Consider the following 21881-nt stretch of genomic DNA (forward strand, 5'->3'; position numbering starts at 1 on the left):
GTGGATTGTCCCAAGCGCTTGCTCTAGGACGGGCGTGCAGGCTTTTTTCAGCTTTACCCGTATGAAAAAAGGAGTAGAGTGGCGCGCCTTCCGTTCTGCCCTACAGTGCTTTATGAAGTTTCGCTCAGTATCACCTTCTGTTACCGACAGCCCTTCCGTTGTTACCGCACCCAAGCGTTTTTCCTTGAGGGTCGCTTTGTGGCTGCTGGACAACCCGCGCCTAGCTGACAGCCCCAACGTCAAGCATTTTGCTGGTCGCTTGCTCAAGCAGCCCGCCCGTGAAGGTGTGGTTGCCGCGCAAAGTCGATTAGGCCAATTGATGTGCCGCGAATGTGGCAGCGCCCGGGACCGGCGCATCGGTCACGATCTGTTGCGTCAGGCCGCCCGTGCCGGCGACCTCCGTGCCCAGCGCGAACTGGGCCAAATCGAAGACTGAGCTGTCCACGGCGCGCCTGCTTGGTTAACCTTCTTCTTTTATGGTGATGGCAGGAGTGGCTATGGCTTTTGACTGGACCAGTGTGGCGCTGGGTCTCGCTGCTGCTGCGTTACCTTTATTGGTGCTGTGCTGGCAGATTCAGCGACGCCTGAGTGCGCGAATGGCCGGCTGGGAATTGCTCGAAGAGCGCCTCTCCATCGCGCAACTAGCCCAGGAAGGGTTGGCGGCGCAATTGGACGCCAGTCGCGATGAAATCAGTGACCTGAGCCAGGCCAATGCCGCCAAGCAGGCGGATCTTGCTGCTGTGCGCCGGGAAGTCGAGTTGCTGCAGATCGATCGCGACAACGCGCGCGACGCTGCCCATACCTGGAATATCGAGCGCTCTGCCAAGGAAGTCGAGTTGCGGCGCCTTGATGCCTTGTCGGCCGCCCTGCGCGCCGAACTTCGGGAACAACAGGAAAGCCATCAGCAACGCCTCAGCGACCTGCAAGGTTCGCGGGATGAACTGCGGGCACAGTTCGCGGAGCTCGCCGGAAAAATTTTCGACGAGCGCGAGCAGCGGTTCGCCGAAACCAGCCAGCAGCGCCTGGGACAACTGCTTGATCCCCTCAAGGAGCGCATTCAGTCCTTCGAAAAGCGGGTGGAAGAAAGCTATCAGAGTGAGGCGCGGGAACGCTTTTCCCTGGCCAAGGAACTTGAGCGCCTGCAGCAACTGAACCTGCGTCTGTCGGATGAAGCGACCAACCTGACCCGTGCCCTCAAAGGCCAGAAAACCCAGGGCAACTGGGGTGAGTTGATTCTTGAAAGGGTGCTTGAGCATGCAGGCCTGGAGAAAGGCCGCGAGTACCAGACCCAGGTCAACCTCAAGGGCCCGGATGGCGAGCGCTTCCAGCCGGACGTGCTGATCATGTTGCCGGGCGACAAGCAGGTGGTGGTGGACTCCAAGGTCAGCCTGACCGCCTATCAGCAGTACGTTGTTGCTGACGATGAAGTGATCGGCCAGGCCGCTCTCAAGCAGCATGTCTTGTCCTTGCGCACCCACGTCAAAGGCCTCGCCGGCAAGGACTATAAGCGTCTGGAGGGCTTGCACAGCCTGGACTTTGTCCTGCTGTTCGTGCCCATCGAAGCCGCGTTTTCCGCTGCATTGCAGGCTGAGCCGAATCTGTTTCAGGAGGCTTTCGACCGCAACATCGTCATCGTCAGCCCGACGACGTTACTGGCGACCCTACGGGTGATCGACAGCCTGTGGAAACAGGAACGGCAAACCCAGAACGCCCGGGAAATCGCCGAGCGTGCTGGCTGGCTGTATGACAAGTTCGTATTGTTTATCCAGGATCTGGACGAGGTGGGCAATCGCCTGCAGCAGTTGGACAAGGCCTACAGCGCGGCGCGCAATAAGCTGACAGATGGACGCGGGAATCTGGTCAGTCGTACCGAACAACTGAAACTGCTCGGTGCTCGCGCCAGTAAAAGCCTGCCGGCCGATCTGCTGGAGCGGGCGATGACCGATGAAGACGGTGTGGCGCAGTTGCCGGAGTAGAGCCCCGTCAATATGTGAGGCTTCCACAGGTAACGTGCCTCCTTGGCTACAACGGTAAATGCCGACTCAACAACGCCCTAAGCGCCGCAGGCTTGACCGGTTTGGCCAAATAATCCAATCCCGCGGCATGCACCTCGGCCACCATTTCTGGGCGCCCATCGGCGCTGATCACCACGCCTGGTATTGGTGCCGCCAGCTCTGCTCGCAGCCAACCCATCAACTCAGTACCGGTCTCGCCGTGGTCCAGGTGGTAATCCACCAGGGCCAATTGCGGTCGCATCCCCTCTGCCAGCAACGCCACGCACTGCGCCTGGTCGCGGGCGGTCCAGACCTGGCAACCCCAGCGAGTCAGCAAGCTGCGCATGCCGATGAGGATGCTGTCTTCGTTATCCACGCACAGCACCTGGGCGCCACTCATGGGTTGGCCATTTTCCAGTACGGTCTGGACCGGTGTGCTGGTTTGCTTGCGGGCCAGGGGCACGCTGACGCTGAATACGCTGCCCTTGCCCGGCCATGAGCGCACACGCAAGCGGTGGCCAAGTACTCGGCACAGGCCGTCGGCGATCGCCAGCCCAAGGCCCAGGCCCTTTTCGGCACGGGTCTGGTGGCTGTCCAGGCGCTTGAACTCTTCGAAGATCACTTTCTGTTTGTCTGGCGGGATGCCGGGACCCCGGTCCCAGACCTCCAGGCATAGCTCTCCCCGGCGCCGCCGCACCCCCAGCAGCACCGGGCCATCGGCATATCGGAAGGCGTTGGTCAGGAAATTCTGCAAAACCCGTCGCAGCAACTTGATGTCGCTGTCGACACGCAAGCGGCTGCCCCGCACGCGGAAGTCCAGGCCTTGTTCCTGGGCCAGTGCCTTGAACTCGGCGCCCAAGGCATCAAACAGTTCGTTGAGGGCAAAGGGGTGGTGCTGAGGATTGATCTTGCCGTTTTCCAGGCGTGAGATGTCCAGTAGGTCGCTAATCAGGTCTTCGGCCGAGCGCAGCGAGCTGTCCAGATGCTGCACCAGTTGCCGGGTTTCCCCCGACAATCCGTCGTTCTGATGGGAGAGGGCGGCGGAGAACAACCGCGCCGCGTTCAGCGGTTGCATCAGGTCGTGGCTGACCGCCGCCAGGAACCTTGTTTTCGACTGGTTGGCCGATTCGGCGACGCCTTTGGCATCGGTCAGGGCGACGTTCAGTTGCGACAGTTCATGGGTACGTTCAGTGACGCGCTGCTCCAGGCCTTCGTTGGCCTCGGTCAAGGCTTGCTCGGCCTCGCGGAATGCGGTGATGTCGGTGAAACTCATGACAAAGCCGCCGCCGGGCATCGGGTTGCCAATCAGCTCGATCACCCGGCCATTGGGGAACAGGCGCTCCGAGGTATGGGCACGGCCTTGGCGCATCCAATGCAGGCGCCGGGCGACATGCACTTCGGCTTCCCCCGGACCGCACAGTCCGCGTTCGGCGTTGTAGCGAATAATGTCGGCAATCGGCCGGCCGACGCTGATCAGTCCGTCCGGGTAATTGAACAGCTCCAGATAACGACGGTTCCAGGCCACCAGCTTGAGGGACTGGTCGACCACGCTGATGCCTTGGGTGATGTTTTCAATGGCGCCCTGCAACAGCGCCCGGTTGAACTGCAGCACTTCCGAGGCTTCGTCTGCGATTCGTACGACGTCTTCAAGCTGCATTTCCCGGCCTTCAATGGCCGCTTTCACCACCGCTCGGGTCGAGGAGGCGCCCAGCACACCGGCCAGCAGCCGCTCGGTGTGGGCGATCCAGTCATTGTCAGCGTTCTGGTTAGGGTTGAAGCCTTTGCCTTGGCGATAGGCGAAGCGGATAAAGCTCTGTTGCGCCCGTTCTTCACCGACGAAGCGGGCGGCCAGGCTGAGCAGGTCGTTGATCTGCACCGAGAGCATAGAGCGCGTACTGGCGCGCTGACTGGTTTCCTGGCCGATAAATCGGCCGGCCTGCCAGTGTTCGGAGACCCGTGTGCGCGACAACACGGAAACCCAGGCAAACAGCGTGAAGTTACCGGCCAGGGACAGCACCACGCCTTGGGTCAGTGGCGTGATAGGCAGTCCCAGCGGGTTGCCATGCAACCAGCTCAGGCCAGGGAAGATACTCAGTGACCAACCCAGGCTGTGGGCCGCAATCGGCAGTACCAAGGTGTAGAACCACAGGAATGTCCCTGCCGCCAATCCGGCAAACACCCCACGGCGGTTGGCCTGTTTCCAATACAGCGCACCGAGCATCGCCGGCGCCAGTTGGGTGACAGCGGCAAAGGCAATCTGGCCGATGGTCGCCAGGCTCGCGGTGGAGCCCAGCAGGCGGTAGCTGACGTAAGCCAGCAGGAGAATGATGACGATACTGACCCGGCGCACCGAGAGCATCCAGTGGCGGAACACTTCGAATGGACGTTCGGCGTTGGTACGGCGCAGCAACCAGGGCAGCAGCATATCGTTGGAGACCATGGTCGACAGCGCGACACTGGCCACGATCACCATGCCGGTCGCCGCCGAAGCACCCCCGATAAAGGCCAGCAGCGCCAGGGCCGGATGGGATTCGGCCAGGGGCAGGCTGATCACATAGGAGTCGGGCAGTACCGAACCCGGCAGCAGCATTTTCCCACCCAGGGCAATCGGCACCACGAACAGCGCGGCCAGCACCAGATACGCGGGGAACACCCACTTGGCCAGGCGCAAATCCTGAGGGTCGATATTTTCCACCACAGTGACGTGGAACTGCCGGGGCAGGCAGATGATCGCCATCATTGCCACGCCAGTCTGGACCACCATCGATGGCCAGTTGATGGTCTCTTTCCAGTACTCCTCCAGCCGTGGCGCAAGCATTGCCTGGCTGAACAAATCATCAAAACCGTCATACAGGCCATAGGTAACGAAGGCGCCAACAGCGAGGAACGCGAACAGCTTGACCAGGGATTCAAAGGCAATCGCCAGCACCATGCCGCGGTGGTGTTCCGTGGCATCGAGGTTGCGGGTACCGAAGACAATGGTGAACAGTGCCAGCACTAGCGACACGATCAGTGCGGTGTCCTGGGCCCGTGTGCCGGTGGCATCGGCGCCGGCACCGATCAGCAGGTTCACCCCCAGCACGATGCCTTTGAGTTGCAGGGCAATGTACGGCAGCACGCCCACCAGGCAGATCAGAGCTACCACCACTGCCAGGGACTGGGACTTGCCATAGCGGGCGGCGATAAAGTCGGCAATGGAGGTGATGTTCTCCTGCTTGCTGATCAATATCATTTTTTGCAGCACCCAGGGTGCCAACACCAGCAACAGCACCGGACCCAGGTAAATCGGTAAAAACGCCCACAACTGTTCGGCCGCCTGGCCGACCGCGCCGAAGAAGGTCCAACTGGTGCAATAGACGGCCAGCGACAGGCTATACACCCAGGCACGCACCCGTGGTGGCAGCGGCGTGCGGCGGCGGTCACCATAGAAGGCAATGGCAAACATAATGGCCATATAAGCCAGGGCAACGGCGGCGATCAGCCCGCTGGACAGCGTCATGAGAACTCCGGACATAAGAACACCCGGGCATTCCAGGCCCAGGACGGACAGTCTCGCATGATGCTTGGGGTTAGTCAGTGTCGACCAAGGTCGTGTGCAAGCTTTATCAATTGAGTATCAGCGTCGGGGCAGGGTTTTCTGTCGCAGGATATAGAGGGTCACCAGCACCGCACTGGTCAACATGAACCCGCGGGCCCAAGGCAGCGGTACCAGGTAGCAGGAAAACCCGATGCTCAGCCACATCACCCCAATGGCATATACCTTGCCCTTGAGCGGAATGCCGTTGCCATCCAGGTAATCACGAACCCACGGGCCCAGCCGCGGGTGCTCCACCAGCCATTGGTAGAAGCGCGGTGAACTTCGGGCGAAGCAGGCGGCAGCCAGCAGCAGAAAGGGGGTGGTCGGCAAGACCGGCAGGAAAATTCCGATGACTCCGAGCACTACGCTCAGCCAGCCGATGGCCAGCAGAGCGTAACGCACGAGCAGAGAACGGTTGCCCATGGGCGCCACGGGCAACGGACTCAGTGGTGGCGAGGCTTGAGGAGCGCCGGTTTTTCGTCAGGTGCGTTGCACAGCAGGTACAGGGCGGTCAGCGCTTCCGGGATCTGAACGACCATGTCGTCCATCAAGTTGGCGTCGGTGGCGATGTCAGCGAACTCAGGCTGATCGTCGAACAGGCCGGAACCGACCATGATCGGCAGCAGCATTTCGCTGACTTCTTCCTCGGCGGTTTCGAACCAGGCGGCTTCGCGCAGGAACACACCTTCCATAAAGCCAATGCACCAGCCGCGCAGATCGGAATCATCCGGTTCTTCGCCGAGGTCCAGGTCGCATGGCAGCTCGAATTCCTCATCGGAAGCCAGTTGACGGCCGATGTGGGCCTTGAGGGCCAACAGGGTAGCTTCGATTTCTGCGCGCTCGGCGTCGTCACGGTAGTGAGGCTCTTCGGAGAACAGCGCGTCGATCCATTCACGTTCGGGAACCACTTCGGAGCAGATCGACAGGGCGGTCAGGTAGCCGTGGGCGGCCACGTAGTCCAGCGCCTCGTCATGCAGCTCGTCGGCATCGAGGAAGGCTTGCAGGCGGGTTAGTTGCTCAGCGAAGGACATTGACGGGTTACCTTGGGAATAAACGATGCTGAATTCTAGGCCTTCTTGAGCGCCCAGGCCAGTCGCTGTGCACATTTGCCAGGTTTTCAATCGGGTCGCTATTCGTCAGCGGCGCCCTTTGCCGGGTGGTGCTCGGGTATACTGCCGCGTTTTGTGATGCCCCTGCAGGCCAAACGGCGCAGCGGGAAAAGTTCGCTTACGGATTATTTCCCGTCGAGACGCGCTTTTTCGGCCAGCCTGTACAGCGGGATTTCGGCGATATTTGGAGTTTTTCATGCTTGAACAGGCTCAACGCGTCCTCAAGGACATCTTCGGCTACGACAGTTTTCGTGGCCGTCAGGGTGCAATCATTGAGCGCGTGGCCAATGGCGGTGATGCCCTGGTATTGATGCCTACCGGCGGCGGCAAGTCCTTGTGTTTCCAAGTGCCAGCGTTGCTGCGCGATGGGCTCGCCGTGGTGGTGTCGCCGTTGATCGCCTTGATGGACGATCAGGTGGCGACCCTTGAAGAACTTGGCGTTGCCGCTGCGGCATTGAATTCCACATTGAGCGCCGAACAGCAGCGTGATCTTGCCATGCGCATCAAGCGTGGCGAAGTGAAGATGCTTTACCTGGCCCCCGAGCGCCTGGTCCAGCCGCGAATGCTGGCGTTCTTGCAGAGCCTGGAAATCGCCCTGTTCGCCATCGACGAAGCCCACTGTGTATCCCAGTGGGGCCACGACTTCCGTCGCGAATACCTGCAATTGGGGCAGTTGGCGGAACTGTTTCCCAACGTCCCGCGCATCGCCCTGACCGCCACCGCCGACAAGCGCACCCGTGAAGAAATCGTCGAGCGCCTGCATTTGCAGGATGCCGAGCGTTTCCTTTCCAGCTTCGACCGGCCCAACATCTTTTATCGCATTGTGCCCAAGGAACAGCCGCGCAAGCAGTTGCTGGCCTTTCTCTCGGAGCGACGTAGCGACGCCGGCATCGTCTATTGCCTGTCGCGCAAGAAAGTCGACGAAGTGGCGGCATTCCTCTGTGAACAGGGTTACCCCGCGCTGCCGTACCACGCCGGCTTGCCCAATGAGCTACGCGCCTACCACCAGAAGCGCTTCCTCAACGAGGAAGGCCTGATTATGGTTGCCACCATCGCCTTCGGCATGGGTATCGACAAATCCAACGTGCGTTTCGTCGCCCATATGGATTTGCCCAAGTCCCTTGAAGCGTATTACCAGGAAACCGGTCGTGCCGGCCGTGATGGCCTGCCGGCCGATGCCTGGATGGTCTATGGCCTGCAAGACGTGGTGATGCTCAAGCAGATGCTGCAGAACTCCGAAGGCGATGAACGCCACAAGCGGCTGGAACAGCACAAGCTCGACGCCATGTTGTCGCTGTGCGAAGAAACCCGCTGCCGCCGTCAGACCGTGCTCGCCTATTTCGACGAAGACATGCCAAAGCCTTGCGGCCACTGCGACAACTGCGTGGACGGCGTGCAGACCTGGGATGCCACCGAGCCTGCGCGCCAGGGGTTGTCGGCCATCTACCGCACCGGCCAGCGTTACGGCGTCGGCCATCTGGTGGACGTGTTGCTGGGCAAGGACAACGAAAAGGTCCGCAGTTTTGGCCATCAGCACCTGTCGGTGTACGGCGTGGGCAAGGCGCGGGCCGAAGGCGAGTGGCGCTCGCTGTTTCGACAGATGGTCGCCCGTGGCCTGGTGGATATCGACCTGGAAGGCTACGGCGGTTTGCGTCTGAACGACAGTTGTCGGCCGCTGCTCAAGGGTGAAGTCAGCCTGGAGCTGCGCCGCGACCTCAAGCCACAAACCACCGCGAAAACCAGCACCAGCCAGGCCAGCCAACTGGTGCGTGGCGAGGAGCGCGAGCAGTGGGAAGCCTTGCGTACCTTGCGGCGCAAGCTGGCCCAGGAGCACAGCGTGCCGCCTTACGTTATCTTTCCCGACTCCACCTTGCTGGAAATGCTCCGCGAACAACCCACCACCCTGGCGGAAATGGCCAGGGTCAGTGGCGTCGGCGCACGCAAGCTGGAGCGTTATGGCCAGGCGTTCCTCGAAGTCCTCGGCGGCCAGGTCGAAGCGCCGAAAGAAATCGCCGATATTCGTCATGAGTTGATCAGTCTGGCCCGCGCCGGCATGACCCCGATCCAGATCGCTGGGCAGTTGCAATGCTCGGAAAAAAACGTCTACACCCTGCTCGCTGAGTCCATCGGCAAGCAACAACTGTCCCTGGAGCAGGCCCTTGATTTGCCGGAAGATTTGCTCGGCGAAATTCAGGACGCCTTCCTCGACGGAGAAGGCGAGTTGCCACCCGTTTCCGAGATATCGCCGCTGTTTACCGGGCGGGTTCCCGAGGGTGTTTTGTACTGCGTCAGGGCCGCTTTGCAGTCGGAATTCGAGATTTAATGTGTCAATTGCGACATTGTAAGGAGTCAGTACATACCAAGCCTTGCCTACTGTCATGGGTCATGCTTAGCTGACTAATAATTAGCCATACTTTGTTTTTAGTCTAATCCATGAGTTTTTTATGCCGTTAACTGATCAACACCGTTTTGGCATGCAGCTGGCGCAGATGTCCCGAGGTTGGCGTGCCGAGCTGGATCGCCGTCTGGCTGGCCTGGGTCTGTCCCAGGCGCGCTGGCTGGTGCTGCTGCACCTGGCCCGTTTCGAAAGCGCACCTACCCAGCGCGAGCTGGCGCAAAGCGTCGGGGTTGAAGGGCCGACCCTGGCCCGTTTGCTCGACAGCCTGGAAAACCAGGGCCTGGTACAACGCCAGGCGGTACTCGAAGACCGTCGGGCCAAACGCATCGTGCTGTGCGATACCGCCCGCCCTTTGATTGAGCAGATCGAAACCATCGCCACAGCCCTGCGTCATGAACTGTTTGTCGGTGTCGACGAAGATGATTTGCGGGTGTGCATGCGGGTTCACGGGCACATCCTGGCGAATCTGGAAAAAACCTGAGACCAGTGGCAAGTCCCTTTGCCACAGAAAGTCAGAACGTCTGCCCCAGATTCAGATACAGCGCCTTCTGATTGTCATCATTAAATCCATAGCTGAAATTCAACGGCCCCAGCGGCGTATCAAACCCGAGGAAAATACTCGCGGCATTGATGTAGCCGCTGTCGAATTCATTGTCGTTGTTCCACGCGCGTCCCCGTTCCAGGGACGCGCCCAGGTACAGCGGGAAGTCCAGCGGCAGGTATGAACGTGGCGTCAGGCGGCGATAATAGACCGCCCGCATCAGGCTGATGTTCTGTCCGGCAATCGCGTCCTGGCGAAAGCCCGACAGCTGCCGCGCACCGCCCAGCAGGAAGCTGGAAATCACCACGTCCGAATTGTCCAGAGTGCGCCCATAACGACCGCCCAGAACCAGTGTGTCCGGCCCGTGGCTCATGGCCTTGTCCAGCTTGAACTCCCACTGCCGATAGCGCTGGTCGGAACCCAGGCCCGGTTCGAATTCACGGAAGGCCAGGCCGATGTCTTCGCCCGTGTGGGGGAAGTAGACGTTGTCCAGGGAGTCGAAGGAGTACTTCAGTTCATAGAAGCCCTCACTGAAGCTGACGCTCGGCAAGTCGCGATCACCAATGCGCACATCGGCCTTTCCCCAGGCTTCGCCGACACCGAAGCGGATCTCGCCGCTGTTGCCGATCTGCCGGCCGACGTTGAGGCCAAAACCATAACGTTCCAGGCGGTACTCCGAAATCGGATTGTTATCTTCAATCAGCTCGACGTTCTGCGCTTCGGCGCTGATATAGGGGGCGACGAAGTAGCGCGAACCGGTGTCCATCGGCTGATAAAACTCGCTGTACAACTCCTGCCGATCACCAATCTGCACGCGTGTCAGCCATTCGGCGCCGAGGCGGTTGATGCCGTTGATTCGGTAGCTGGCGCCGAGGTTGAAGGCGCTGTCGCCGCGCATGTCATCGGAAAGGTTGAGGCCCAGGCGCAGGTAATCGGTGCCGCTGCGTTTACCCCGCGCGCTGATCACCAAGGTATTGTCCTGGCCTTTTTTCACGACGCGATATTGCACCTGCTCGAAGTAGTCCAGGCCGTACAAGGTACCCATGTCCGCTTGCAGGCGGCCCAGGTCCAGGCGTTCGCCGATGGGTTGGCGGATGTAGTAGCGGATGACGTCGTCGCCGACTTTCGAGTCATTCTCCACCTTGATTGCGGTGATCACCGGATTGCGCTGGCCAGGTGTGCGTGCCGCCGCCAGCTCGGCGTCGACCGACTCGGCGGGACGCAGCCTCGACAGGCGTGCGTCGAGGGCGCGGGTGGCGCGGTAGCCGGCGTCGATCATGTCCTTGGCTCGACCGAAATCGGTCACACCATAAGCGGCCAGCGATGGTTGGATCAACACATCGCGCGGATGCAGGGCCTTGAGTTGTTCCTCGGAGTTGCGCCGGGTCATCAGGGTGATGGACTGGTTGAGCACATCCACCACCGTCGCCAGTTGCTTGCGGGTGCGCAGCGGCGTGCCGATGTCCACCACAATGGCGATGTCGACGCCCATCTCCCGCGCCACATCCAACGGGATGTTGTCGGTCATGCCGCCGTCCACCAGCAGTCGGCCGTCCAGTTCCACCGGGGCGAACACGGCGGGGATCGACATGCTGGCGCGGATCACTTGCGGCAGGTGGCCTTTGCGAAACACCACTTTTTCGCCGCTGGTGATATCGGTCGCGACCGCCCGAAACGGAATGGGCAGCTTGTCGAAGTCCCGAGTGTTGCTGCTGTGGGCGAACATGCTTTCCAGTAGCAGCGCCAGGTTCTGGCCCTGGATTACACCCAATGGCAGGCCGAGGCTGCCGTCGTCGCGAAAGCTGAGCTTTTGTTTGACCAAAAAATCCCGATCATCCTGCTTGCGTCGAAATGGTACATCCTCCCGAGGTGGTGCATCGGAGAGTGCCAGCTTCCAGTCGATGTTCAGCGCCAGCTTTTCCAACTCGTCGATCTTGTAGCCTGAGGCATATAGCCCGCCAATCACCGCGCCCATGCTGGTGCCTGCAATGGCATCAATGTGGATACCTTGTTCTTCCAGAGCCTTGAGCACGCCAATGTGGGCCAGGCCACGGGCGGCGCCACCGGAAAGCACCAGGCCGATCTTCGGGCGCGGTGTCTCAACAGCTTGCACAAGGATGGGGAGTAGGCACAGCAACAGGCAGGACAACAGGCGGCGCATCATCAATCTCGGGGCTGGACGATAAAGGTCGGTATTATAGCCACCCGATCCGCCGATCCCATTACCTCAGGAGCCAGTCATTTCATGTCCGCGCCCAAACCCGAGATTGTCATCACCTATTGCACGCAATGTCAGTGGCTGCTGCGCGCGGCGTGGCTGGCTCAAGAACTGTTGAGTACCTTTGCCGATGACCTGGGCAAAGTGGCGCTGGAACCGGCCACTGGTGGCGCGTTTCGCATCACCTGCGACGGCGTGCAAATCTGGGAGCGCAAGGCGGACGGCGGCTTCCCGGAAGCTAAGGTGCTCAAGCAGCGAGTACGTGACCAGATCGATCCGCAACGGGATCTTGGGCACAACGACCGTACTCAATAAAAGCCACTGTCACTGATGGGCGAGCAGTGGCCTGCATCGATAGGCGGCTATTTGGTCGCCATCTTGTTTTTGATCCAGCCGACCACGAACGTCAGGATCAAGCCGCCCACACCACCGACAATCGTATTGAGCCAGGTGCCAGGCCAGGCCTTGCTTGCTCAAGCCGGCCAGATTGCCGCCGACGGCGCCGCTGATGATTTGGATGATCAGGCTGATGAACATGTCCATGGTGAAACTCCTGCATAGCGTTGATGGAGTGACCACTCGCATGCAGCAACCTCAAAGAACCATGGCTGTCGTCGAGGAGTCTGTATCCGTGAACGACGACAGACTGTTACGGATAGGAAACGTATAGATCAGGCCTGCGCAGCGGGCTGTTTGGCCTTTTCGGGGCGGCTCATCAGGCCTGAGACGACGATGGCGAGGATGATCAGCGCGCCGCCCATCAGCATGCGCAGGGTTGGGTTTTCACCAAACAGCAGCCAGGCCACGGTGATGCCGTACACCGGTTCCATGGCGAATACCACTGCCGCCGTGCGCGCCTTGAGCACCGCGAGGCTGGCGACAAACAGGCTGTGGGCCAGGCCGGTGCAGAACACTCCCAACAGACCAATCCACAACCAATCCAGGGCACGTACTTCGGTCAGGCCTGGAGCGGCGGCCGGCAATAGGCACAGCGCCACGACGACGTTCTGGCACAGGGCTGCCTGCACCGGCGGGATGCGGCCACTGGCGCGGTTGTTCAGCGACAGCAGCGAGAACAGCAAGCCGGAACCGACGGCCCAGATCAAGCCGTTGGTGGCTTGGCTGGCGAGATCGAAATCCGGTGTGACCAGCACCAGGCCGACGCTGACCAACACCACCAGGATAATTTCATTGGCGCGGATTCGCTCGCGGAAGATCAGCCCTTCGAGGATCACCGTGAATGCCGGGAAGGTGGCAAATCCCAGCGTCGCAATCGCCACGCCGGCCACCTTCACGGCAATAAAGAAGCTCACCCAATGGCCGGCCAGCAACAAGCCGCTAAGCAGCAGGCGCCGCAAATCGCTGGCTTGCAGCTTCTGCCAGGGAGTGTTGCTGGCAAAACGGGCGAACACTGCCAGGGCGATCACGGCGAACGCGGCGCGGCCAAAGACGATAATGGCCGGGGAGGCCGCGGCGAGTTTGCCGAAGACGCCGGTGAGGCCAAACATCAATGCGCCGATATGCAGGGCGCCGAGGGCAGAGCGCGGAGTCATTGTGATCCTTGGGCAGTGAGCGGACAGACGGCCAGTCTAGAGGGTTACAGCGTTTGGCGTCTGTCGTCGGACTCGCAGGTTTTGTCGCAGGACTCTTGAGCATGTTCACGTAGCAGCCGTCTCGACCCTGTCGAACGTAGCCTCGTTCTACTCGTCAACTGCTACGGGGGCGGCGTCGCAAGGCGCCGGGGGATTCACCGAACTCACGCAACACCGCTGCCGAAAAGGCGCTTTGCGAACCATAGCCAACCTGCGCGGCAATCTCGCCGATGGGCAGGTGACTGTCGCGCAACAATCCACGGGCCATCTGCAAGCGCCGGCTGCGGATGTAGTCCATGGGCGTCTGCCCGCACTCGGTGACAAAGCGTGCATGCAGCCGTGCGACGGATAGATTGGCCATCCGCGCCAGGTCGGCGACTTGCAGCGGGTGCGCCGCATGTTGGTCGATATGGGCATTGAACGCTGCATAAGGCAGCCGCCGGCTGTCGCGTGGCGCCTGGCCATTGAGGCTGGCCAGCAACAAGACGGCGCCTTGCTGGGCGATCAGCGGATCATCCAGCGGGCTGCTCGCCAGCCACTGCACCAACTGGCCTTGCCGGGCATCCAGCGCCACCCGTGCCGGCTGGTCCAGCAGGCGCCGACTGGCGTCGGCATGATCGCCAAGGGACTGCACCAGCCATTGTTCGTCGGGCACATCGAGCACCAGGCAATGACTGCCTTGGGGACTGCCGCAGGCGTGATGGGCCGAGAATGGCAGGACCATGACCCCTTGCGGGCGGATCTCGCCACTTACACCTTCCACGTCGAAATCCAGGCGGCCGGCCAGGGCGAACACCAGTTGCGCATGGTCGTGGCTATGGGCAATCAGGTTGTGGGTGTAGTGGCGTAGCGTGAGTGTCGGTCTCATCGCAATCTCCTGGGCAGGCTGGCAGTTTACATGGCCGGGAGCCTGATGAACGCTGTCATCAGACTGACGCACGACTGTCATGGGCTATTAATCGCCAGGGAGCAAGCTCGCGAAAACACCGTTGAGGTATGCCCATGACCAGCGCCGAGCTTGCCAAACCCAGCCGCAAGCAACGGGTTCGTACCCTGTGGATTTCCGACGTGCACCTGGGCACTCGGGATTGCCAGGCCGAGCACCTGTCGCAGTTTCTCAAGGGCTACCACGCCGACCGGGTGTACCTGGTTGGCGACATCATCGACGGCTGGAAACTGCGCGGCGGCATGTATTGGCCCCAGGCCCATACCAACGTGATCCGCCGCTTGCTGACCATGAGCAAGCGCGGTACCGAGGTGATCTACGTCACGGGCAACCATGATGAATTCCTGCGGCGTTATTCCAAGCTGATCCTGGGCAATATCCAGTTGGTGGACGAGGCGGTGCACGTCACCGCCGATGGTCGTCACTTGCTGGTGATCCATGGCGATCAGTTTGACGTGATCACCCGTTACCACCGTTGGCTGGCGTTCCTTGGCGACTCTGCCTACGAATTCACCCTGACCCTCAATCGCTGGCTGAACCACTGGCGGGCGCGCTACGGTTACGGCTATTGGTCGCTGTCGGCCTACCTCAAGCACAAGGTGAAAACTGCTGTCAGCTTTATCAGCGACTTCGAAGAAGCCATCGCCCATGAAGTGACCAAGCGCGAGTTGCACGGTGTGGTGTGCGGGCATATCCACCACGCGGAGATCCGCAAGGTAGGGGAGGTGGACTACCTCAACTGCGGGGATTGGGTGGAGTCTTGCACGGCGTTGATCGAGCACTGGGATGGGCATATCGAGCTGTATCGGTTGGCCGATGCCCAGGCCAAAGAGGCGCAGCTCAAGGCGGAGATGGTGGCGGGGTAGATCACAGTTTTATGGCCGGACGCAAACAGATGTGGGCTTGGCTGCTCGCCACACAGCCCGCCACACTAAATCGAGCCGCTCTCAGGAGTGGCACACATCCGCAATCGCGTCAGCCAACAGTGTCAGGCGCGTTTCATCAACTCCGGCAACGTTCGCCCGCCCTGAATTGACCATATATACGCTGTGCTTCTCGCGCAGTTCTTTCACCTGATCGGCGCTCAACCCGGTATAGGAAAACATCCCGCGTTGCACGCCGATATGGGCAAAACGCTCTGACAGCCCATGAGGCGCCAAGGCTTCCAGCAGCCCGGAGCGCAATTGCGCGATCCGCAGGCGCATGGCTTCGACTTCCTCGCTCCACAGCGCTTTCAGCTCGGCATCACCCAGGATTGTGGCGACTACGGCTGCACCATGATCCGGCGGCGTCGACCACAGGTTGCGGGCAATAAATGCCAGTTGGCTGCGCACATCCAGCAGCTTTTCAGCATCACCTGCGCAGACAATCAGCGAGCCAACACGGTCGCTGTACAAACCGAAATTCTTCGAGCAGGAGCTGGTGATCAGCAGCTCAGGCAACTCGGCAGCGAACAAGCGCACGGCCCACGCGTCTTGCTCCAGGCCATCACCAAACCCCTGGTAGGCAAAGTCGATCAGCGGCAGCAGCTCGCGCTCGCGGACGATCTCCAGAACCTGGCGCCAGTCGTCCTGGGACAGGTCGAAGCCGGTGGGGTTGTGACAGCAGGCGTGCAACAGCACTACGTCGCCCTTGGGCACGCTGGCCAGGGTAGCCAACATCGCCGCAACATCCAGGCGGTTGTCACTGCCCACGTACGGATAGTGGCTGACCTTGAGCCCGGCCTTGGCGAAGATGGTTTCGTGGATCGGCCAGGTCGGGTTGCTCAGCCACACGCCGCGACCGGGCAGGCTGTGGGCGATAAAGTCGGCACTCAGGCGCAGCGCGCCGGTGCCGCCTGGGGTCTGGGTCGCGCCGGCACGGCGTTCGCGCAGCAGCGGCGAGTCGGCGCCCAGCACCAACCTATTAATCAGCTTGCCGAACGCTGCATCGCCGTGGCCGCCGATGTAGGTCTTGGTGGTTTGTTGGTCCGCCAGGCGCTGTTCGGCCAGCTTCACTGAGCGCAGAATCGGCGTCAGCCCCTGGGCATCCTTGTAGACGCCCACGCCCAGGTCGAACTTTTGCGGGCTGGGGTCCTTGGCATAGGACTCCATCAGCCCGAGGATCGGGTCCCCTGGCACTCGGTCAATGGCAGTGAAGTGCATTACTTGCGGCCCTCGGCATCCTTGGCCACTTTGTCAGTGCGCGCGGCCATGATGAAGTCGTTGCGGTGCAGGCCCTTGATGGAGTGGCTCCACCAGGTCACGGTGACTTTGCCCCATTCAGTGAGCAGGCCGGGGTGGTGACCTTCGGCCTCGGCGATCACGCCCACGGCGTTGGTGAAGGCCAGGGCGAATTTGAAATTCTTGAACAGGAAGACCTTTTCCAGCTGCATCACGCCGTCGCGTACTTCGATGTTCCAGTCGGGGATCTGCTTGATCAGTACCGGCAGTTCTTCGTCGCTGACTTGCGGGGCATCGGCGTGGCAGGCTTCGCAGTGGGCTTGGTTCAACGTGGTCATGTGGGGATTCCTGAAATCGAGTGTTTGGAAAACGGTCGTCAGTGGCGTCACCCTAAAGCAACGCGGGGCCAGGGAACAGACTCACCTGGCCGCAAAAGGCACGTGTCACGCCGCCTTGGGCTTGGGCTGGACCGGTTTTGGAGGGAACAGGGGCGCATGCAGGCCCAACTGCATACCGCGCTTGACCATGCCCATGATGTCTTCCTGCGCCACTTCGAACAGGCGCTTGAGGTTGGGCAATACGAAGTACAGCGGCTGCAGGATGTCGATGCGATAGGGCGTGCGCATAGCTTGCAGCGGGTCGAAGGCTTGATGCTCGGGTTCATCCGACAGGCAGTAAACGCTTTCCTTCGGCGAGGACAGGATACCGCCGCCGTAGATGCGCCGGCCTTCAGGCGTGTCCACCAGGCCAAACTCGATGGTCATCCAGTACAGACGCGCCAGGTACACCCGCTGTTCCTTGGTGGCAGCCAGGCCAAGCTTGCCGTAGGTGTGGGTAAACTCGGCGAACCAGGGGTTGGTCAGCAGTGGGCAGTGTCCGAAGATCTCGTGGAAAATATCCGGTTCTTGCAGGTAATCCAGCTCTTCACGGGTACGAATAAAGGTCGCCACCGGAAACTGCTTGTTGGCGAGCAACTCGAAGAAAGTCTGGAAGGGGATCAGTGCCGGCACGCGGGCGACTTGCCAGCCGGTGGTTTGCCCCAGCACCTTGTTGATGTCTGCCAGTTGCGGAATGCGGTCGTGGGGCAGGCCGAGCTTATCGATGCCGTCCAGGTATTCCTGGCAGGCACGGCCTTCGATCACTTTCAGTTGGCGAGTGATCAGGGTGTTCCACACCGCATGTTCTTCGGGCGGGTACTGGATAAAACCTTGCGCGTCGGGCTCGCGGGCCACGTACTGCGTCTGCTTCATACGGCTCTCCTGCTAGGCATTCGTTCTTGTTATGTCCTGCGATAAACCTATTGATACTCCGCCTGGGTCAGGAATCCATCCGTCATCTGCTGCAACTTGTAGGAAAACTTACTGATATTTGTAAAGTATTCGTTACGGTATTGCCGTTGAGCACTGTGTATTGCGATTTTACGGTTTGAAAAGGTCGCTAGCTGTCACATAATCTTGACGACTATCTGCGCTCAGCGACAAAAAGACGCAGTTCAATCAGCCCTTCAACAATAATTCGGGCCTTTTCATGCGTATCAAAGTGCATTGCCAGAACCGTATAGGCATCCTGCGGGACATCCTCAACCTGCTGGTGGAGTACGGCGTCAACGTTGCCAAGGGCGAGGTCGGCGGCGAACACGGCAATGCCATTTACCTGTACTGCCCGAACCTGGTGAACATGCAGTTCCAGGCGCTGCGCCCGCAGTTTGAAGCGATTGCCGGGGTATTTGGCGTCAAGCGGGTAGGACTGATGCCTAGCGAACGTCGGCATATGGAACTCAATGCCTTGCTGGGTGCGCTGGAATTTCCGGTGCTGTCCATCGACATGAGCGGCGCCATCGTTGCTGCCAACCGGGCGGCAGCGCAGTTGCTCGGGGTGCGGGTGGACGAAGTACCGGGCATTGCGCTGTCGCGCTATGCCGAAGACTTCGACTTGCCGGAACTGGTGCGCTCCAGCAAATCGCGGATCAATGGCTTGCGAGTCAAGGTCAAGGGCGATGTGTTCCTCGCCGATATCGCCCCGCTGCAATCCTCGGAACACGATGACAGCGAAGCCATGGCTGGCGCTGTGCTGACCCTGCACCGCGCCGACCGGGTCGGTGAGCGTATCTACAACGTGCGCAAGCAGGAACTGCGGGGCTTCGACAGCATTTTCCAAAGCTCGAAAGTCATGGCCGCCGTGGTCCGTGAGGCCCGACGCATGGCCCCTCTGGACGCCCCTCTATTAATAGAAGGCGAAACCGGCACCGGCAAGGAACTGTTGGCACGTGCCTGCCATCTGGCCAGCCCGCGCGGGCAGTCACCGCTGATGGCCCTCAACTGCGCCGGCTTGCCGGAGTCCATGGCCGAGACCGAACTGTTTGGCTACGGCCCCGGCGCGTTCGAAGGCGCGCGGGCCGAGGGCAAGCTGGGGTTGCTGGAACTGACGGTGGGCGGCACGTTGTTTCTCGATGGTGTCGGGGAAATGAGCGCGCGGCTGCAGGCCAAGTTGCTGCGCTTCCTGCAGGACGGTTGCTTTCGCCGGGTAGGCAGTGATGAAGAGGTGTACCTGGATGTGCGGGTGATCTGCGCAACCCAGGTGGACTTGTCGGAACTCTGTGCTCGTGGCGAATTTCGCCAGGACCTCTACCACCGCTTGAATGTGCTGTCGCTGCATATCCCGCCGCTGCGTGAATGCCTCGATGGTTTGCCGCCGCTGGTTGAGCACTTCCTCGATCAGGCCAGCCGGCAGATTGGTTGCCCGCTGCCCAAGCTGGCACCAGCGGCCATGGATCGGCTCAGCCATTACCACTGGCCAGGCAATGTGCGGCAGTTGGAGAACGTGTTGTTCCAGGCGGTCTCGCTGTGCGACGGCGGGACGGTCAAGGCCGAGCATATCCGCCTGCCAGACTACGGCGTGCGCCAGCCGCTGGGGGATTTCTCCCTGGAAGGCGGGCTGGAAGAGATTGTCGGGCGGTTTGAAAAGGCGGTGTTGGAACGGTTGTATTCCGAGCATCCCAGTAGCCGGCAGTTGGGGAAACGGTTAGGGGTTTCCCATACCACTATTGCCAATAAACTGCGGGACTATGAGGTCGTCAAAGCTGAAAAGTGACTTTATCAGGAAAGAGTCTCGGGTAAGCACGTTCGTTTTGTGGTGTTAGTCGATCAGATTCAACCGGCCTTGGGCTGCTGTTCGGCGGTGTATTTGGCTTTGCTTGCACGAGGCATTGCGATACGCCTTCTGGCCCTTGAGGAAGGGCCAGGCCAGACAACGTGGGTTACTGATTTACTTCGCCTTCCAGCTTGCGAGCTGCCTCCACGCCGGACGCCGTGAGCTTGATCGGCAGGTTCAACGCGTGTTCACCGGCGTCGTTACAGGTCACATGACCTTCCTTGATCAACCCACGGTCCTGAAGGGCGGCCAAGGCGCTGGCCACCACTTTTTCACCTCGGTAGTTGTCCAGTACTTCTTTACCCAGGCCGCTGGGATGGGCGTGCAGCAGGCGGGTGAGGACTTCTTTCTCAAGGTTTTTATCGACGTTCATGCATACCTCTTCAGGGTGAGTGGTTGGGTAGTGTTCGTCTGCTTATGGCTCAGGGCTGCTTGGGTGCGCCGGGAAGGTTGGAGTCGTCGCCGTGTGGGGTGGCATTTTTGCCCGGCCCCATTTTGCCGTTCTCCACGTCGGTCCCCAGGCCTTGGCGGTTGCCATCGTTGCCTTGGGCGCGCGGGTCGTTGCCCTGGTTGTTAATTGCGCCACCGTTGGTATCAAGGCCGGTGCCCATGGAGTCCTTGGACTCTTGGGTTGCCGGGCTTGGAGGGCTGCCGATAGGGTCTGTCGGGCCGGTGGAGTTGTTTGATGCGGCAAAGCTGCTGAGGGAAACGGCAGACAGCAAGCCAGTGAGAGCGAGGGCAGTCAATTTGGAAGTATTCATGTGGAGCCTCCATATCATTAAAGTCCTTACCTGATATTGGTCAGCCCCCGGTTGCCATTGGTGCCTTGGCAGCGACGAACGGTGCTACGTTGCTTGTAAGAATTTGTGTGCCTATTGTTCGCCAATCTCCTCAATAAACGTCTGCATAAACCCTTTTAGCCGGGCATGACGAAGCTGTGCCAAGCGTTGTCCCGTGGCGGTTTGAAAACCATTGGCCAAGTGCAGCAGCTTGGTCTGGAAGTGATCGAGGCAAAAGCGCTTGTCGTCATACTCGCGGTGGCGTGCAGTCGGGTCAGCCGGGTCATACAGCCCGCTGCCCATGCGCCCGGCGGTGTAGAACGTGCGGGCGACGCCGATCATGGCGAGGGAATCGAGGCGGTCGGCGTCCTGGACGATTTTGGCTTCCAGGGACTCAGGCGTTAATCCCGCCGAAAAGCTGTGGGTCTCGATGGCATGGGTCACGGCAGCCATGCGCGCAGGCTGCCAGCCGAGGTTTTGCAGGATTCCCCCAGCCTTGGTCGCCGCCAGCGCCGACGCCTTGGAGCGCAGCGGCGAGTTCTTTTCCACGGCCACACAGTCGTGCAGCAACACGGCCGCCAGCAGCACTTCGAGGTCGCCGCCTTCCTCGGCCTGGATCGACCGCGCGTTGTGCCACACCCGCTGCAAGTGCGACAGGTCGTGGGCGCCGTCTTCCGACGGTTCCAAGGCGTGGGGCAGCAGGGTGGCGGCGAGGTCGGACAATGGCGTGAAGGGCATCGGGTTTCCTATTGGGGGCTATGCGTTGCCATGCAAGGTTAGTCGTGAATGAAATTGCACTGCAACCCTTCATAAAACAGCCTTAGTATGTGTTCTTTCTTCATTCACAAGGCCTGTCCATGACCATTGAGATTCGCCCCGCCGTGCCCAGTGATGCCGCACAGATCCTGGCCTTTATCACGGAGCTTGCCGACTACGAAAAGGCCCGGCACGAAGTGATCGCCAGCGTGGTGGATATCGAACGCAGCCTGTTCAGCGAAGGCGCCACCGCCCATGGCCTGATCTGTCTGCGGGAAGGGTTGCCAATTGGTTTTGCCGTGTTCTTTTTCAGCTACTCGACTTGGCTGGGCAGCAACTGCCTGTACCTGGAAGACCTGTACATCAACCCGCAACAGCGCGGAGGCGGTGCGGGCAAGAAGTTGTTGCGCCATCTGGCCAAGATTGCCTGTGACAACGGTTGCGGACGTTTCGAATGGAGCGTGCTGGACTGGAACGAACCGGCCATCCAGTTCTACAAATCCATCGGCGCCCAACCTCAGGAGGAGTGGGTGCGTTACCGCATGGAAGGGGACTCACTGCACGAGTTTGCCCACGGCTGAGTCGTTAAAAAGCCGGCTATAGGTGCCGGTTTTTTTACATTAATGATCAGCATGTGGGATGTTAATTTATATATTGAG

The 21881-nt window shown here is 60.4% G+C and carries 21 protein-coding genes; 8 read left to right on the forward strand and 13 right to left on the reverse strand.

Annotated elements, in window-relative coordinates; translation table 11 throughout:
* Positions 1-112: 112 nt before the first annotated feature.
* Entirely contained in the window at positions 113-436 is a 324-nt protein-coding gene (locus AAEZ06_RS12055) for an SEL1-like repeat protein (protein ID WP_149412110.1), read from the forward strand.
* Positions 437-611: 175 nt separating this feature from the next.
* Positions 612-1976 (forward strand): DNA recombination protein RmuC, encoded by a 1365-nt coding sequence (locus AAEZ06_RS12060; RefSeq protein ID WP_178114409.1) that lies wholly within the window; start codon positions 612-614, stop codon positions 1974-1976.
* 46 nt (positions 1977-2022) lie between these two features.
* Here the strand turns inward: AAEZ06_RS12060 and AAEZ06_RS12065 are convergent, their stop codons facing one another.
* From AAEZ06_RS12065 to AAEZ06_RS12075, 3 genes are all read right to left on the reverse strand, one after another.
* Complete coding sequence (locus AAEZ06_RS12065) at positions 2023-5493, reverse strand: hybrid sensor histidine kinase/response regulator (protein ID WP_149412108.1); 3471 nt, start codon at positions 5491-5493, stop codon at positions 2023-2025.
* A gap of 117 nt (positions 5494-5610) precedes the next feature.
* Positions 5611-5994: a YbaN family protein gene (locus AAEZ06_RS12070; RefSeq protein WP_178114406.1), complete on the reverse strand. Its 384-nt coding sequence runs from the start codon at positions 5992-5994 to the stop codon at positions 5611-5613.
* Between the two features lie 20 nt (positions 5995-6014).
* Positions 6015-6602, reverse strand: coding sequence for a UPF0149 family protein (locus tag AAEZ06_RS12075; RefSeq protein ID WP_149412106.1), 588 nt, complete (start codon positions 6600-6602; stop codon positions 6015-6017).
* Between the two features lie 274 nt (positions 6603-6876).
* Here AAEZ06_RS12075 and recQ point away from each other — a divergent pair, with 274 nt between their 5' ends.
* Both recQ and AAEZ06_RS12085 read left to right on the forward strand, forming a co-directional pair.
* Positions 6877-9003: a DNA helicase RecQ gene (gene recQ, locus AAEZ06_RS12080; RefSeq protein WP_149412105.1), complete on the forward strand. Its 2127-nt coding sequence runs from the start codon at positions 6877-6879 to the stop codon at positions 9001-9003.
* Between the two features lie 121 nt (positions 9004-9124).
* Positions 9125-9559, forward strand: coding sequence for a MarR family transcriptional regulator (locus AAEZ06_RS12085; protein WP_149412104.1), 435 nt, complete (start codon positions 9125-9127; stop codon positions 9557-9559).
* Positions 9560-9590: 31 nt separating this feature from the next.
* Here the strand turns inward: AAEZ06_RS12085 and AAEZ06_RS12090 are convergent, their stop codons facing one another.
* A complete protein-coding gene (locus AAEZ06_RS12090; RefSeq protein WP_149412103.1) occupies positions 9591-11780 on the reverse strand; it encodes a patatin-like phospholipase family protein in 2190 nt (729 codons plus the stop codon).
* Between the two features lie 84 nt (positions 11781-11864).
* Between AAEZ06_RS12090 and AAEZ06_RS12095 the strand changes: the two genes are divergently transcribed.
* Positions 11865-12152 carry an Rdx family protein gene (locus AAEZ06_RS12095; RefSeq protein ID WP_149412102.1) on the forward strand — a complete coding sequence of 96 codons (288 nt, stop codon included), beginning with the start codon at positions 11865-11867 and terminating at the stop codon, positions 12150-12152.
* A 9-nt stretch (positions 12153-12161) separates the two neighbouring features.
* Here AAEZ06_RS12095 and AAEZ06_RS12100 read toward each other — a convergent pair whose 3' ends face one another.
* From AAEZ06_RS12100 to AAEZ06_RS12110, 3 genes are all read right to left on the reverse strand, one after another.
* Complete coding sequence (locus AAEZ06_RS12100; protein ID WP_502948029.1) at positions 12162-12380, reverse strand: hypothetical protein; 219 nt, start codon at positions 12378-12380, stop codon at positions 12162-12164.
* A gap of 128 nt (positions 12381-12508) precedes the next feature.
* A complete protein-coding gene (locus tag AAEZ06_RS12105) occupies positions 12509-13390 on the reverse strand; it encodes a DMT family transporter (protein WP_149412101.1) in 882 nt (293 codons plus the stop codon).
* A gap of 154 nt (positions 13391-13544) precedes the next feature.
* Positions 13545-14297, reverse strand: a complete 753-nt coding sequence (locus AAEZ06_RS12110) for a helix-turn-helix transcriptional regulator (RefSeq protein ID WP_350614442.1) — start codon at positions 14295-14297, stop codon at positions 13545-13547.
* 134 nt (positions 14298-14431) lie between these two features.
* Between AAEZ06_RS12110 and AAEZ06_RS12115 the strand changes: the two genes are divergently transcribed.
* Positions 14432-15241 carry a UDP-2,3-diacylglucosamine diphosphatase gene (locus AAEZ06_RS12115; protein ID WP_149412099.1) on the forward strand — a complete coding sequence of 270 codons (810 nt, stop codon included), beginning with the start codon at positions 14432-14434 and terminating at the stop codon, positions 15239-15241.
* Between the two features lie 81 nt (positions 15242-15322).
* Here AAEZ06_RS12115 and AAEZ06_RS12120 read toward each other — a convergent pair whose 3' ends face one another.
* The 3 genes from AAEZ06_RS12120 to phhA form a co-directional block, all read right to left on the reverse strand.
* The gene (locus tag AAEZ06_RS12120; protein WP_350614444.1) at positions 15323-16519 is read right to left on the reverse strand and encodes an amino acid aminotransferase; all 1197 of its coding nucleotides are present in this window, start codon (positions 16517-16519) and stop codon (positions 15323-15325) included.
* Positions 16519-16875, reverse strand: coding sequence for a 4a-hydroxytetrahydrobiopterin dehydratase (locus AAEZ06_RS12125; RefSeq protein WP_149412097.1), 357 nt, complete (start codon positions 16873-16875; stop codon positions 16519-16521). Before AAEZ06_RS12125 ends, AAEZ06_RS12120 begins: the two co-directional genes overlap by 1 nt.
* A 105-nt stretch (positions 16876-16980) precedes the next feature.
* On the reverse strand, positions 16981-17787 hold the full coding sequence (phhA, locus tag AAEZ06_RS12130; protein WP_350614446.1) for a phenylalanine 4-monooxygenase: 807 nt from the start codon (positions 17785-17787) through the stop codon (positions 16981-16983).
* Positions 17788-18064: 277 nt separating this feature from the next.
* Here phhA and AAEZ06_RS12135 point away from each other — a divergent pair, with 277 nt between their 5' ends.
* Entirely contained in the window at positions 18065-19627 is a 1563-nt protein-coding gene (locus AAEZ06_RS12135; protein WP_149412095.1) for a sigma-54-dependent transcriptional regulator, read from the forward strand.
* Positions 19628-19793: 166 nt separating this feature from the next.
* Here the strand turns inward: AAEZ06_RS12135 and AAEZ06_RS12140 are convergent, their stop codons facing one another.
* From AAEZ06_RS12140 to AAEZ06_RS12150, 3 genes are all read right to left on the reverse strand, one after another.
* The gene (locus tag AAEZ06_RS12140) at positions 19794-20060 is read right to left on the reverse strand and encodes a hypothetical protein (RefSeq protein ID WP_149412094.1); all 267 of its coding nucleotides are present in this window, start codon (positions 20058-20060) and stop codon (positions 19794-19796) included.
* A gap of 49 nt (positions 20061-20109) precedes the next feature.
* Positions 20110-20448: a hypothetical protein gene (locus tag AAEZ06_RS12145; protein ID WP_133101752.1), complete on the reverse strand. Its 339-nt coding sequence runs from the start codon at positions 20446-20448 to the stop codon at positions 20110-20112.
* 111 nt (positions 20449-20559) lie between these two features.
* On the reverse strand, positions 20560-21204 hold the full coding sequence (locus AAEZ06_RS12150) for an HD domain-containing protein (RefSeq protein ID WP_350614449.1): 645 nt from the start codon (positions 21202-21204) through the stop codon (positions 20560-20562).
* A gap of 119 nt (positions 21205-21323) precedes the next feature.
* Between AAEZ06_RS12150 and AAEZ06_RS12155 the strand changes: the two genes are divergently transcribed.
* Positions 21324-21803, forward strand: coding sequence for a GNAT family N-acetyltransferase (locus AAEZ06_RS12155; protein ID WP_350614451.1), 480 nt, complete (start codon positions 21324-21326; stop codon positions 21801-21803).
* The last annotated feature ends 78 nt before the right edge of the window (positions 21804-21881 follow it).

Origin of the sequence: Pseudomonas sp. HY7a-MNA-CIBAN-0227, from assembly GCF_040310325.1 — a bacterium.
Taxonomy (GTDB): domain Bacteria; phylum Pseudomonadota; class Gammaproteobacteria; order Pseudomonadales; family Pseudomonadaceae; genus Aquipseudomonas.

Excerpts from the sequence above, each read along its gene's own strand:
- AAEZ06_RS12055 (WP_149412110.1), top strand. The coding sequence starts at position 113 with ATGAAGTTTCGCTCAGTATCACCTTCTGTTACCGACAGCCCTTCCGTT.
- AAEZ06_RS12065 (WP_149412108.1), bottom strand. The coding sequence starts at position 5,493 with ATGACGCTGTCCAGCGGGCTGATCGCCGCCGTTGCCCTGGCTTATATG.
- AAEZ06_RS12070 (WP_178114406.1), bottom strand. The coding sequence starts at position 5,994 with ATGGGCAACCGTTCTCTGCTCGTGCGTTACGCTCTGCTGGCCATCGGC.
- AAEZ06_RS12075 (WP_149412106.1), bottom strand. The coding sequence starts at position 6,602 with ATGTCCTTCGCTGAGCAACTAACCCGCCTGCAAGCCTTCCTCGATGCC.
- recQ (WP_149412105.1), top strand. The coding sequence starts at position 6,877 with ATGCTTGAACAGGCTCAACGCGTCCTCAAGGACATCTTCGGCTACGAC.
- AAEZ06_RS12085 (WP_149412104.1), top strand. The coding sequence starts at position 9,125 with ATGCCGTTAACTGATCAACACCGTTTTGGCATGCAGCTGGCGCAGATG.
- AAEZ06_RS12090 (WP_149412103.1), bottom strand. The coding sequence starts at position 11,780 with ATGCGCCGCCTGTTGTCCTGCCTGTTGCTGTGCCTACTCCCCATCCTT.
- AAEZ06_RS12095 (WP_149412102.1), top strand. The coding sequence starts at position 11,865 with ATGTCCGCGCCCAAACCCGAGATTGTCATCACCTATTGCACGCAATGT.
- AAEZ06_RS12100 (WP_502948029.1), bottom strand. The coding sequence starts at position 12,380 with ATGGACATGTTCATCAGCCTGATCATCCAAATCATCAGCGGCGCCGTC.
- AAEZ06_RS12105 (WP_149412101.1), bottom strand. The coding sequence starts at position 13,390 with ATGACTCCGCGCTCTGCCCTCGGCGCCCTGCATATCGGCGCATTGATG.
- AAEZ06_RS12110 (WP_350614442.1), bottom strand. The coding sequence starts at position 14,297 with ATGAGACCGACACTCACGCTACGCCACTACACCCACAACCTGATTGCC.
- AAEZ06_RS12115 (WP_149412099.1), top strand. The coding sequence starts at position 14,432 with ATGACCAGCGCCGAGCTTGCCAAACCCAGCCGCAAGCAACGGGTTCGT.
- AAEZ06_RS12120 (WP_350614444.1), bottom strand. The coding sequence starts at position 16,519 with ATGCACTTCACTGCCATTGACCGAGTGCCAGGGGACCCGATCCTCGGG.
- AAEZ06_RS12125 (WP_149412097.1), bottom strand. The coding sequence starts at position 16,875 with ATGACCACGTTGAACCAAGCCCACTGCGAAGCCTGCCACGCCGATGCC.
- phhA (WP_350614446.1), bottom strand. The coding sequence starts at position 17,787 with ATGAAGCAGACGCAGTACGTGGCCCGCGAGCCCGACGCGCAAGGTTTT.
- AAEZ06_RS12135 (WP_149412095.1), top strand. The coding sequence starts at position 18,065 with ATGCGTATCAAAGTGCATTGCCAGAACCGTATAGGCATCCTGCGGGAC.
- AAEZ06_RS12140 (WP_149412094.1), bottom strand. The coding sequence starts at position 20,060 with ATGAACGTCGATAAAAACCTTGAGAAAGAAGTCCTCACCCGCCTGCTG.
- AAEZ06_RS12145 (WP_133101752.1), bottom strand. The coding sequence starts at position 20,448 with ATGAATACTTCCAAATTGACTGCCCTCGCTCTCACTGGCTTGCTGTCT.
- AAEZ06_RS12150 (WP_350614449.1), bottom strand. The coding sequence starts at position 21,204 with ATGCCCTTCACGCCATTGTCCGACCTCGCCGCCACCCTGCTGCCCCAC.
- AAEZ06_RS12155 (WP_350614451.1), top strand. The coding sequence starts at position 21,324 with ATGACCATTGAGATTCGCCCCGCCGTGCCCAGTGATGCCGCACAGATC.